The organism is Pedobacter sp. UBA4863 (genome assembly GCF_002399615.1).
Classification (GTDB): Bacteria; Bacteroidota; Bacteroidia; order Sphingobacteriales; family Sphingobacteriaceae; genus Pedobacter.
Window position 1 is genome coordinate 56,701 of the sequence record NZ_DHDZ01000035.1, and the last position, 12,689, is coordinate 69,389.

Genomic DNA, 12,689 nt, shown 5'->3' on the forward strand with positions numbered 1-12,689 from the left:
ATTTGCAAATGTGTGCATCCCATAATCGAGACAAGTGCTGTGGCTAAGCTTATAAACTTTCGTAAACTTCTGGATTAATTACCTGTGGCATTTGCTCACCTCTTAAAGCAGCCACTATATTTTGAGCAGCCATCATTGCCATTTTCTCACGAGTTTCTTCTGTAGCAGAACCAATGTGTGGCAACACGCATACATTCTCCATATCTAGCAAAGGGTTGTTTTTATCCATTGGTTCTGGGTTGGTTACATCTAAGCCCGCACCCCAAATGGTTCCATGTTGCAATGCCGCTAGCAAATCTTCCTCATGATGTATTGCTCCTCTGGCGGTATTAATAAAGATTGCATTGGGCTTCATTTTACCGAAAGCATTCTTATCAAAAAGCCCCTTAGTTTCGTTGGTTAAATTTACGTGTACGCTAAGTACATCGCTTTGAGCCAAGAGTTCATCAAAAGTTAAATATTTAGCACCTAATTGCCTTTCTGCCTGTTCGTTTCTGTTTCTATTGTGGTAAACAATGTTCATGTGGTAGGCTGCCTTGGCTTTTTTTGCCAACTCTAAACCAATTCTGCCCAAACCTAAAACACCTAAAGTTTTACCATGTAATTCTTGTCCTAAGTATTGCATTGGATTAAAAAATTGCCATTCGCCTCGTGCAATGGTCTTGTGCATAAAAAAGGCCTTTCGAGCTACGGCAAGCATCAGTAAAAAAGCGGTATCGGCAGTTGCCTCACTCAATACATCTGGGGTGTTGCTAATTGGCACACCATAGCTGTTTGCAGCATCTAAATCAACCTTATCATAGCCAACGCTCATTAAAGCAATGCCTTTTAAATGTTTGCAGGAACTTAAAAAATGCTCATCAATTTTATTAGGGCCAACACTTAGCAACCCTACATGGCCTTCGCACATTTTTATCAAATCGTTTTGAGCAATGTTCTTAATCTCGGTGTAAATCGTAGTTTCGTAACCAGATTTTTGTATAAATGCCAAGGCATTATCGCTAATACGTCGTGTAACTAAAACTTTCTCCATAATCTAAAACACATTAACCTATCAACTTAATTACTAACCATACATGCACAGATTAAATATTACGATTTTCAACAGTCCATAAAAATTCAACCTTAAAAACACCTTTTATATATGGTTACCCTTATCAGCTAAGATAGGTATAAAAGAACGCTTTTTAACTGGCATTGTTTATATCAAATAGCAATTAAAGGCATCAAAAAACCGCTTTTTTACAAAATTTATACAGCATAATTAAACTTTGTCTTAAAATTAGACTCTATGAAGGCATGAACCCGAACCACACTTTAAAAGCAAAGCTATGGACATTATTAATGTTCATCTCCTTTGGAAGCTCTTTAGCTCAAGAATTACCCCAAACTTTAACATGGACTATTAACGGCGAAACTAGAAAAGCATTAGTTTATATTCCGGCTACTGCCAAAACTAAACCAACCCCAATTATTTTTACATTTCATGGCCATGGTGGCACCATGCAAAAAATGTATAGCACAAGAGGCTTTGAAAAGCTTTGGCCGCAAGCCATCTTCATTTGTCCGCAAGGGCTTAATACCGTAGGGATGTTAACCGACCCCGAAGGCAAAAAAAGCGGTTGGGTAATGACCGATCAAACCAATGAAAACAGAGACTTACAGTTTTTTGATGCCATGCTAAAAACACTGCGTGCCGATTACAAAATAGACAATAGCAGAATTTACGCTACCGGGCACTCTAACGGAGGTGGTTTTACTTACTTACTTTGGGCCACCCGTGCCAACGAATTTGCCGCTTTTGCACCTACTGGCACTTCTGGCGGAAAGCTCATTGCAAAATTAAACACTCCCAAACCTGGGTTTCATTTAATGGGCAAAAACGACCCTTTGGTAAAACCAGAATGGCAAGAAAGAACCTACAACAAAATACTACGTGTTAACGGATGCACCGAAAATGGGGTAAAGCTAGACAGCAACATTACTGCCTACACAGGTAAAGATGGCAACGATTTTCAGTTATTTATTTATCCTGGAGGCCACGAATACCCTAAAAACGCTAATCAACCTATTATAGATTTCTTTAAGAAATACACAAAAAATAAGTTGTAATTCGCTATAAAAAACTAAATCTTAACTTTAGGGTTTTAGTTGATATGGCAAAAAACATTCTCGTTGCTGGCGCTACCGGATTAATTGGTAAGCAACTTATCTCAAAACTAGTAGCCCAAGGGTATCAAGTTTCTATTTTGGCAAGAAAACCCATTTCTCAAAAAGATGTTAAGGTTTTTATATGGGATGTTTATCAACAAACGATAGATAACGATGCCCTAAATGGCGTTGACACCATCATTAATTTAACAGGCGAAGGTATTTCGGATAAACCTTGGACCCCAAAACGCAAACAACAAATTATTGACAGCAGAACAAAGGCTGCCGGGTTAATCTTTAAAGCAATAAAAGAAACCAATGCTAACGTTGAAAATTACATATCTGCTTCGGCCGTGGGCATTTACGGCGATAGAGGCGATGAAATTTTAGAGGAAGAAAGTAAACCTGGAACCGGATTTATGGCCGATTGCTGCCTAGCTTGGGAAAAAGCAACCGACCAAGCAATTGCATTAGGTATTAGAACAGTTAAAATAAGGATTGGAATTGTACTGAGCGAAAAAGGCGGTGCTTTAACCTCGATGGAAAAACCCATCAACTATTTTGCAGGCGCCGCTTTAGGTTCTGGCCAACAATGGATGCCTTGGATACATATAGACGATTTAGTGAATATTTTTATTCATTCACTAAAGGATAAAACTATGTTTGATGCCTACAATGCCACAGCTCCTTCGCCAGTAACCAATAAAACCTTTACCAAAACCTTAGGCAAAGTACTGCACAAACCAATTTGGCCATTTAATATTCCTAAATTTGTATTAAAGGCCATATTAGGAGAGCGAAGTATTTTACCTTTAATTAGCACGAACACTTCTGCACAAAAAATACTCCACACAGGCTTTAAATTCACCTATTTAAACCTTGAAGACGCATTAAGAGCTATTTATGAGCGAAAAAAACAATAAGCCCACCGTTAATATTTGTTGGTTAAGAAGAGATTTAAGGTTAGATGACAATGCCGCACTTTACCATGCACTAAAAGCCGAAAACCCCATCTTGTTAGTTTTTATATTTGATAGAAATATCTTAGATAAATTAGCAAACAGGGCAGATGCACGGGTTGATTTTATCCATCAACAGCTATCAAAAATCAATGATAAACTAGCGGAAAAAAGATCTTCATTATTGGTTAAATTTAATACCCCAGAAAATGCTTGGCAAGAAATTATTAATGAGTTTAAAGTAGCTAAGGTTTACGCTAACCACGATTACGAACCTTATGCCAGAAAGCGAGATAAAACCATTGGTGAGTTGCTAGAACAAAACAACATTGCTTTTCATACATTTAAAGATCAAGTAATTTTTGAGAAGGATGAAGTACAAAAAGCTGACGGTACGCCTTATACTGTTTTTACACCTTACTATAAACAGTGGCAACAAAAGCTCAATTCATTTTATTTAAAGTCTTATCCCGTTAACAAGTATTTCAAAAACTTATACCAAACCAAAGCTTTTGAGTTTCCTACTTTAAAAAAGATTGGATTTTCTGCCAGTAATACTAAGTTTCCTGCTGCAAACTTTGCCTCCAAATTAGTTTCTTACGAAAAAGACAGGGATTTTCCTGCAAAAGATGCGACTACGCACTTAGGTCTGCATTTACGTTTTGGAACGGTGAGCATTAGAAAAGCAGCTAGCCAGGCACTTGCCCAAAAAGCAGATAAATGGGTTTCGGAATTAGCTTGGCGAGAATTTTACATGATGATTTTATGGCACTTCCCGCATACCACTAGCAAAGCTTTTAAACCTAACTACGACCATATTCAGTGGCGTAACAACGAAAAAGAATTTGAGCTTTGGTGCAAAGGCGAAACAGGTTACCCATTAGTAGATGCAGGAATGCGAGAGCTGAACAACACTGGTTTTATGCACAACCGTGTACGTATGGTAGTTGCCAGTTTTTTATGTAAACACTTGCTAATTGACTGGCGTTGGGGCGAAGCTTACTTTGCAGAAAAGCTACTAGACTACGAGCAAGCCAGCAATGTTGGCGGTTGGCAATGGGCTTGCGGCAGTGGCAACGATGCCGCTCCTTATTTCAGAGTATTTAATCCCGAGTTGCAGCTAAAAAAATTCGACCCAAAAATGCAGTACGTTTTTAAATGGGCTCCAGCATATAAAAAGGCTTTGTTACCCGTACCAATAGTAGCACATGACTTTGCTAGAAAAAGAACTTTAGCAACTTACAAAAAAGCACTAAATTAAAAAGTCCCGAGCTCTAATCGGGACTTTTTAATGTTAATCGTTCGTTACTTTGGTAACTTCTATATCAAAATCTAGTGGCCTAGCTCCATAGCCTAAGTGAGAAGGAACAATAATTCTAATTTTTCCTTCCGCAGTAATTTTACCGGGCAACATTACTTGCCAACCTTTAATTAACTGATCTAACCTAAAAGTAACATTAGTTCCAGAATCAAACACAGTTCCATCCAAGTACCTGCCCGTATAATTTACTACCAGTGTAGAATGTGTGCCAATTATATCGGTTCCGGTGCCCGCGGTGGCTATCTTGTAACGAATGCCAGAGGGGTCTGTATCGAAAGTTAAGTTGTTTCTTGTAATAAATGTTGACATTTCATAAGCATCAACCTCATGTTTCTTTTCATAAGTATATAGCCCCAATTCAACCATAATAGTTTCGTTAGAACCTATGCCAAAAGCACTCAGCCCATTTTTACCAAACGCCATTCTAGAAGGTAAAAGAAGTGTAGCTTTTCCTCCTCTTTTCAATTTAGAAAATACTTCGCGAACTGGCTTAAACACATAGGCCATATTCCCAATAAAAAATCGATCTGTATATCCCAAAAAAGTCCCTGGTGTCATCAAATCGCTTGTTTGATTGTAAATATTGCCCGAAATAGATTTAAAGGTATAAGAATAATAAACAGAATCAGAATTTTTAACATCGGTACCTGCACCTGCATCAGTAATTACATAACTGTAGCCATTTACATCGTTAAAAGTTAAATTGCTATGCGCTTCTTTATACGCTTTTATGCTCTTATTATCCAAATCTTCTACCGTTTCATATTCTTTTTTACAAGAAGAGAAAAGAACTACCGCACTAAAAAGTGCTACGATATATGATGTTATTTTACGCATTAAATTAGTTTTGTGCTTGAAGTAAATCTATAGTAAAATCTAAAACGGAATTTTTAGGAATATCTGCTCCCGGAGATTGATTTCCGTATCCCAAAACAGAGGGAACAATTAACCTAATACGACCTCCTACTTTAATTAAAGGCACGCCAATAGTCCAACCCTGTATTACTCTCGTTAACGGAAAAGTAACCATTTGAGAAGACTTGTCAAACTGAGATCCATTTAACAACTTTCCTTCGTAATTAACACCTACGGTAGAATTCGCGGTTACACTAGCTCCTTCGCCGGGTGTAATAATTTGATAATATAGTCCAGAACTGTGTTTCGTAGCTGGAATATTATTTTTAGTAATAAATTCAACAATCAGGGCATCATCTTTTGCCAGTTGTTTTTCTGCATCATAATCGTCTTTACTGCATGAACTTACTACTGTAACAATCACAGCCATCATCAGTAAAAACTTCGTTTTCAACTTCATTCAGCAAAAATAAACTTTTAAACCCGATGCTACAATTTTTAACCAAATTTAACAGTTTTTAGAAAGACAATAGTTGAAAGCAAAAAGACTAAAGCTAAGATATATGCTCAATGCAAACCCCACTTTAGTCTTTAAGCTATGGTCTTTAAGCTTTTAAAAAATATACTTATTAGCTTCAATAATTTGTTGTGCTACATTTTGACGAGCTTGTTTTACATTAAATGGCTCCATCTTGGTAAAGCGACGTAAACCAACTAACATCATGCGCAATTCATCGCCTTCGCCAAATGCCCAAAGTGCTTCTTTACCTGCTTTAGCTACGCCATCTACAGCTTCCACTAAATAAATGCGCATTAAATCTAGCTGCCCTTTACAAGCTTCTTCGCCTTTTAAACTTACCAATTTTTCGGTACGCAGCATGGCTGATTCGGCTACGTAAACATAGCTGGCCATATCGGCGATGTTCATCAATATTTCTTGCTCTTTGCTTAAGCTCATCATTAGTTTTTGCACCGCAGCACCTGCCACCATTAAAGTTGCTTTTTTTAAGTTTTGCAATACTTTTTTCTCGGCAGCAAACAAAGTATCGTCTTCTTCTCCAAAATCTGGAATAGACATTAATTCATTTGCTACTGCTGTTGCTGGGCCCATCAAATCTAACTCGCCTTTCATCGCACGTTTCAACATCATATCTACGGTCAGCAAACGGTTAATTTCGTTTGTACCTTCAAAAATCCTGTTGATACGAGCATCGCGATAAGCTCTGTCCATTGGCGCATCGGCACTGTAGCCCATACCACCGTAAATCTGCACGCCTTCGTCAACTACATAATCCAACGCCTCAGAGCCCCAAACTTTCAGAATGGCACATTCTACTGCAAACTGTTCTACCGATTTCAACTTTGCTTTTCCTGGTTCCATTCCATCGGCCACTAATGCATCGTAAGTATCGTCAATGTTTTGTCCTGCACGGTAGTTCGCGGCATCTACGGCGTAAACTTTTGACGCCATTTCGGCGATTTTATAACGGATAGCACCATATTTAGAAATCGACCTACCGAATTGTTGACGCTCGTTGGCATAATTTACCGCCGTGCTAATGGTAGCTTTTGAAGCTCCGATAGCCGCAGCAGAAAGTTTGATACGACCAATATTTAAAATGTTCACTGCAATTTTAAACCCATTTTGGCGGTCGCTCAACATATTTTCTATCGGCACTGGGCAATCGTTAAAAAACACCTGACGGGTTGATGAACCTTTGATCCCCATTTTATGTTCTTCTGGGTTCATGGTAATGCCACCAAAATCGCGTTCTACGATAAAAGCAGTTAAGTTCTCATCATCGTCTATTTTAGCAAAAACGATAAAAATATCTGCAAATCCACCATTGGTGATCCACATTTTTTGTCCGTTAATGATGTAGTGTTTACCATCATCGCTCAGCTTTGCTTTTGTTTTTCCTGAGTTGGCATCAGAACCTGAGTTTGGTTCGGTTAAGCAATACGCTGCTTTCCATTCTCCAGTTCCCAACTTAGGGATATATTTTGCTTTCTGCTCTTCATTACCATAATACAAAATAGGCAAGGTTCCAATTCCGGTATGCGCCGATAAAGCTACCGCAAACGAATGCCCGGCACCAACTACATCGGCCACCAACATGGAAGTGTTAAAATTCTTGCCAAAACCTCCATACTCTTCAGGTACTGAAACACCTAAAATCCCCAGTTCACCAGCCTTCGTTAAAAGCGTTGGCATCAACTCTGGGTCTGCGTGACTGTCTAACTTTTCGAGATTTGGATAAACTTCGGCAGTTAAAAAATCGCGACAGGTTTGCGCAATCATTTGCTGCTCTTCATCAAACTCTTCTGGAATAAATACATCGTGATAAGAAGTTTCCTTAATTAAGAATTCTCCGCCTTTGATTGTTTTGCTCATTGTTTTTTGATTAAGGATTAAGGAGCAAGGAACAAAGACCAAGCGCCTAAATCGATACTTATATTTTTTTTATTAAGGATTAAAGAACTGAGAATAATGACTTAGTACTTTAACTGACATTTATATTTTGGGTTAAGGAGCAAAGAATAAAGACCCAGTGCCTTAACCTATATTATTTTATACTTTTGCAAGAAATCCTTATTCTTTATTCCTTGCTCTTTTATCTTTAAAAAACCTCAAATATCCCCGCTGCCCCCTGCCCCGTTCCTACGCACATGGTTACCATACCGTACTTTTGATTTTGGCGTTTGGCTTCGTTAAATAACTGCACCGAAAGTTTAGCTCCTGTACATCCTAGTGGGTGGCCTAAAGCAATGGCACCACCGTTGACGTTGATTTTGCTCTGCTCTAATCCTAAGGTTCTGATGATGGCTAAAGATTGCGACGCAAAAGCTTCATTCAGTTCAATCAATCCAATTTCATCCTGCTGCAAGCCTGCCATTTTCAACGCTTTCGGGATGGCTTCAATTGGGCCAATCCCCATAATTCTCGGTGGCACGCCAGCTACGCCATAACTCACCAAACGGGCAATTGGCTCTGCGCCCAATTCTTTCATCTTCTTTTCAGAAACTACCAATACAAAAGCGGCACCATCAGAAGTTTGCGATGAATTACCCGCCGTGATGCATCCGTTAGCTGCGAAAACAGGTTTCAACTTTGCTAATCGGTCAATCGTAGTATCTGCTCTTGGGCCTTCGTCAGTATCAACTATATAAGATTTTGTTTTCTTCTTCAATTGATCATCTAAATATGTCTCGTTTACAGTAATTGGCGCAACACCTGCTTTTAAATGACCATTTTTAATGGCTTCTATGGCTTTCATGTGCGATTTAAAAGAAAACTCATCTTGGTCTTCTCTACTTACGTTGTACTCTTTGGCTACTGCTTCGGCAGTTAAGCCCATTCCCCAATACCAATCTGGGTTGTTTTTTGCCACATCTGGGTTTGGCACTAATTTCCAACCACCAAACGGCATTCCCGACATTACCTCTACTCCACCAGCAATGATACAATCGGCCATGCCTGCTTTAATTTTAGCCACTGCGGTAGCAATAGTTTCTAAACCCGAAGCACAATACCTATTTACCGTAACTCCTGGTACTTTGTCGGTATCCAAGCCCATCAAACTGATCATACGGCCAATGTTTAAGCCTTGTTCCGCTTCTGGAGTGGCATTACCCACAATCACATCATCAATCTGTTCCTTGTCTAAATTCGGTACAGATGCTACCAATTGTTTAATTACGTCAGCGGCTAAATCATCAGCTCTGGTAAAACGAAATACCCCACGTGGCGCCTTGCCTACTGCCGTTCTAAGTCCTGCTATTATGTATGCTTCCATTTTTTTTTGGATTAAAGATTAAGGAACAAGGAATAAAGACCAAGTCGCTCAACCTATATTTTCTTTTAGATTAAGGAACAAAGAGTAAAGACCCAATGCCTTAACCGATATTGTTAATTCAATGTTTTTCTAAAAGCCGATATCTTCTTTTGTAATTGAATTATAATTTCAATTATCGATCCTAATTCCTCTTTATTTATAATTTCAAGTTCTGTGGAAAGCAGAAGCTGTGTTTCCAGTTCGAATAAAGAACCTAAAGCAATTGATAAAAAGTGTGCAAATTCTTTATTCGATGCCCTTGACGAACCTTCTGCAATGTTAGAAGGAACAGAAACGGCACATCGAGAAATTTGTGAGATTAGCCCAAATTTTTCAGAAGCAGGAAACCTCGCTAAAAGCCAGTAAACCTGCTTGGTTACTTCCATTCCCTCTTTCCAAATTTGCAACTGTCTAAAATTATGCATCCAGTCTTTGTTCTTTGTTCCTTGCTCTTTGTTCCCCTAGTTTCTCAACGGTTTCCCCTTCGTCACAATACTCTGTATCCTCTCTAGCGTTTTCCTCTCTCCGCAAAGCGATAAAAATGCTTCCCTTTCTAAATCCAATAGGTATTGCTCTGTTACTTCTGTTGGGACTGATAAATCGCCGCCACACATTACCCAACCTAGTTTTTCTGAAATTTTCTTATCATGTTCAGAAATGTAATTGCCCGAATACATGGTGTTTGCACCAGCATAAACAATTCCCAAACCTTGTTTTCCTAATACCTTGATATTTTTGCGTTGCACTGGCTTAGTGTAACCTGCATCTGCTAGTTCAATTGCCTTTGCTTTGGCATCGGCAATTAAACGGCTACGGTTCATACTAATGGCGTATTTATCTTTTTGCAGGTAACCTAGTTCGTAAGCTTCTACTGCCGAGGTTGACACTTTTGCCATACCAATGGTTAAGAAGCGGCTTTTCAGCGTATTTTGCACAATCTGGTCATCCGTAAATTCATCAGAAGCTCTTAAGGCAAACTCTTTAGTACCGCCACCGCCTGGAATAACGCCCACACCAAACTCTACCAGACCCATGTAAGTTTCGGCACTTAGTTGTACATGATCTGCATGTAAGCTAAACTCGCAACCGCCGCCTAAAGTTAAATTATGTGGTGCTACCACTACCGGAATAGAGGAGTAACGAATACGCATCGAAGTGTTTTGGAACATCTTGATGGCCATATTCAACTCGTCCCATTCTTGTTCTACGGCCAGCAGAAAAATCATTCCTACGTTTGCTCCAGCAGAAAAATTAGCACCATCGTTACCTATTACCACTCCACGATAAGCTGCCTCGGCCATATCAATTGCTTTATTGATTGCCGTTAAAGTATCGCCCCCAATGGTATTCATTTTTGAGTGAAACTCTACGTTCAAGATTCCATCGCCCAAATCAATAATAGAAGCACCGGCATTTTTATAGAGCACCTTATCATTGGCTTTTAGATTTTCTAAGATGATAAAATCGGCCGTACCCGGAATGGCTTTATAGCTTTTTGATGGGATGTCATAATATTTTTTTACGCCATCTTCTATTTTATAGAACGAAGTATGTCCAGCTGCCACCATTTCGCTTACCCAAGCTGCAGGTTGGTTGCCATATTTTTTCATCCCTTCAATGGCATCGGCTACGCCAACGGCATCCCAAACCTCAAATGGACCAAGTTCCCAAGCAAAACCTGCACGCATGGCATCGTCTATTTTGTAAAGCTCATCAGCTATTTCTGGAATGCGGTCAGACACATATTCGAACAGCCCAAAGAAAGAAGTGCGGAACAATTCTCCCGCTTTATCTTTTCCCGCAGCAAAAACCTTCATCCTGTCGGCTACCTTTTCAATGGTTTTAGTCATTTCTAGCGTAGCTGATTTAATTTTTTGCTGAGGTTTATACTCCAGTGTTTTTAAGTCGAGCGCTAAAATTTCGCTTTTACCTTCGGCATTTTTTATTTTTTTGTAGAAACCCTGCTTGGTTTTATCGCCCAGCCAATTGTTTTCGGCCATTTTCTCTACATAAGCAGGCAATTTGAATAAATTGTGTGCTTTATCTTCTGGGCAATTATCGTACAGCCCTTTGGCTACTTTAATCATGGTATCCAAACCTACTACATCCGATGTACGGAAAGTAGCAGATTTGGGGCGACCTAATGCCGGGCCGGTAAATTTATCTACCTCCTCCACAATTAGGTCTAGTTTTTCAACGGAATGTAGTAGGGCCATGATGGAATAAACACCAACTCTATTGGCAATAAAAGCAGGGGTATCTTTACAACGTACAGTAGTTTTACCTAAAAACTTATCGCCATAGTGCATCAAGAAGTCTATCACTTCGGGCTTAGTGTATGGCGTTGGAATAATTTCTAGCAATCTTAAGTAACGTGGCGGATTAAAAAAGTGTGTACCGCAGAAATTAGCTTTAAAATCATCGCTTCTGCCTTCGGCCATTAAATGAATGGGGATTCCCGAAGTATTTGAGGTAATCAAAGTGCCTGGTTTGCGATATTGCTCTACTTGCTCAAACACCTTTTTCTTGATGTCCAAGTTTTCTACCACTACCTCTATCACCCAGTCGTAAGCGGCAATTTTCGGCATATCATCCTCAAAATTACCAGTACTTATTTTCTGCAGCACTTTTTGCGAATAGATGGGCGATGGATTGCTTTTCACCGCAGTTTGCAAAGCTTCGTTTACAATTTTATTTTTTTGCTGGGCGCTTTGTTGTTCTCCCTCGGCAGCCTTAGCTGCAATATCTAACAATAAGACTTCTACGCCAATATTAGCAAAGTGGCAGGCAATACGAGAACCCATAATACCCGACCCCAAAACTGCTACTTTCTTAATGCTTCTGTTCATATTATTTTTTTGCTGGCGGATAAGCCAATGTTAACTGGTTAATTTTTTCTAAAGTGGAGATTAACTGCTCTCGCTCTCTCACACTTAATCTTTCGTTCAAGTATTCGTTAAAAGAAATGACTACATCGCGGGCAAGCTTTCGTTTTTCTATTCCAAATGGTGTTAAGTAAACTTTTACCGACCGTTTATCTCCTTCGGAGGTTTCTCTGTAGATTAACCCCGATTCTTCCATGTTGTTTAACATTCGCGATAAACTTGTGGCCTTTACACCGAGTAATGCTGCCAACGCAGACACCGCTGTACCATCGGCCTCGATATTAATTAACATATAGCCAATAGCCTGTGTGATGCCAAAGCCAGCTGCAACTTGGTTATAAGTGTTCGATACGTTTTGCCAAACTACTTTAAGAAAATAATCTACGGTTTCTTTCTGCTTCATTATTTATTATGCTTGCATAGCAAATTTATACAATTGGTTTTTATTATGCAAGGAGAATGTTAATTTTTGTTGTGGTTTTAATTAAAAGCTGTTTACCAAGTAGATTTGCTACCGCTTAAGCACAGCACTTACGATGCTCGTTTATGGTATATGGTACGTCATCCATCATACCTTATAATACATCGCTATCAATGTAACTATGCGATTTGCATACCCCCCTCTTGGAGAGGCTAGATTTTTAAAATAAACCACAAACACTTGTATATCAACTATTTATTG

General features: G+C 39.1%; 11 protein-coding genes. 3 read left to right on the forward strand and 8 right to left on the reverse strand.

Annotated elements, in window-relative coordinates; all coding sequences use genetic code 11:
• Window positions 1-49 precede the first annotated feature (49 nt).
• Window positions 50-1,033 carry a 2-hydroxyacid dehydrogenase gene (locus B3I52_RS08300; RefSeq protein WP_293300293.1) on the reverse strand — a complete coding sequence of 328 codons (984 nt, stop codon included), beginning with the start codon at window positions 1,031-1,033 and terminating at the stop codon, window positions 50-52.
• Between the two features lie 266 nt (window positions 1,034-1,299).
• On the opposite strand from B3I52_RS08300, the gene B3I52_RS08305 reads away from it, so the two are divergent.
• Genes B3I52_RS08305 through B3I52_RS08315 form a run of 3 tightly spaced genes read left to right on the forward strand, consistent with a single transcriptional unit; the run spans window position 1,300 to window position 4,371 of the window.
• Window positions 1,300-2,112, forward strand: a complete 813-nt coding sequence (locus tag B3I52_RS08305; protein ID WP_293300295.1) for an alpha/beta hydrolase family esterase — start codon at window positions 1,300-1,302, stop codon at window positions 2,110-2,112.
• A 44-nt stretch (window positions 2,113-2,156) separates the two neighbouring features.
• Window positions 2,157-3,074, forward strand: coding sequence for a TIGR01777 family oxidoreductase (locus B3I52_RS08310; protein ID WP_293300296.1), 918 nt, complete (start codon window positions 2,157-2,159; stop codon window positions 3,072-3,074).
• The gene (locus tag B3I52_RS08315) at window positions 3,055-4,371 is read left to right on the forward strand and encodes a cryptochrome/photolyase family protein (RefSeq protein ID WP_293300298.1); all 1,317 of its coding nucleotides are present in this window, start codon (window positions 3,055-3,057) and stop codon (window positions 4,369-4,371) included. The genes B3I52_RS08310 and B3I52_RS08315 overlap by 20 nt, the downstream gene beginning before the upstream one ends.
• 33 nt (window positions 4,372-4,404) lie before the next feature.
• Here B3I52_RS08315 and B3I52_RS08320 read toward each other — a convergent pair whose 3' ends face one another.
• The 7 genes from B3I52_RS08320 to B3I52_RS08350 form a co-directional block, all read right to left on the reverse strand.
• Window positions 4,405-5,268 carry an FKBP-type peptidyl-prolyl cis-trans isomerase gene (locus B3I52_RS08320; protein WP_293300300.1) on the reverse strand — a complete coding sequence of 288 codons (864 nt, stop codon included), beginning with the start codon at window positions 5,266-5,268 and terminating at the stop codon, window positions 4,405-4,407.
• 4 nt (window positions 5,269-5,272) lie between these two features.
• Window positions 5,273-5,746 carry an FKBP-type peptidyl-prolyl cis-trans isomerase gene (locus tag B3I52_RS08325; protein WP_293300302.1) on the reverse strand — a complete coding sequence of 158 codons (474 nt, stop codon included), beginning with the start codon at window positions 5,744-5,746 and terminating at the stop codon, window positions 5,273-5,275.
• A 153-nt stretch (window positions 5,747-5,899) separates the two neighbouring features.
• Entirely contained in the window at window positions 5,900-7,681 is a 1,782-nt protein-coding gene (locus tag B3I52_RS08330) for an acyl-CoA dehydrogenase family protein (protein WP_293300303.1), read from the reverse strand.
• A 226-nt stretch (window positions 7,682-7,907) separates the two neighbouring features.
• Window positions 7,908-9,083 (reverse strand): acetyl-CoA C-acyltransferase, encoded by a 1,176-nt coding sequence (locus B3I52_RS08335; RefSeq protein ID WP_293300304.1) that lies wholly within the window; start codon window positions 9,081-9,083, stop codon window positions 7,908-7,910.
• A gap of 113 nt (window positions 9,084-9,196) precedes the next feature.
• Window positions 9,197-9,547, reverse strand: coding sequence for a four helix bundle protein (locus tag B3I52_RS08340; RefSeq protein ID WP_293300305.1), 351 nt, complete (start codon window positions 9,545-9,547; stop codon window positions 9,197-9,199).
• 36 nt (window positions 9,548-9,583) lie between these two features.
• A complete protein-coding gene (locus B3I52_RS08345) occupies window positions 9,584-11,971 on the reverse strand; it encodes a 3-hydroxyacyl-CoA dehydrogenase/enoyl-CoA hydratase family protein (protein ID WP_293300306.1) in 2,388 nt (795 codons plus the stop codon).
• 1 nt (window position 11,972) lies between these two features.
• Window positions 11,973-12,410: a MarR family winged helix-turn-helix transcriptional regulator gene (locus tag B3I52_RS08350; RefSeq protein WP_293300308.1), complete on the reverse strand. Its 438-nt coding sequence runs from the start codon at window positions 12,408-12,410 to the stop codon at window positions 11,973-11,975.
• Window positions 12,411-12,689 lie beyond the last annotated feature (279 nt).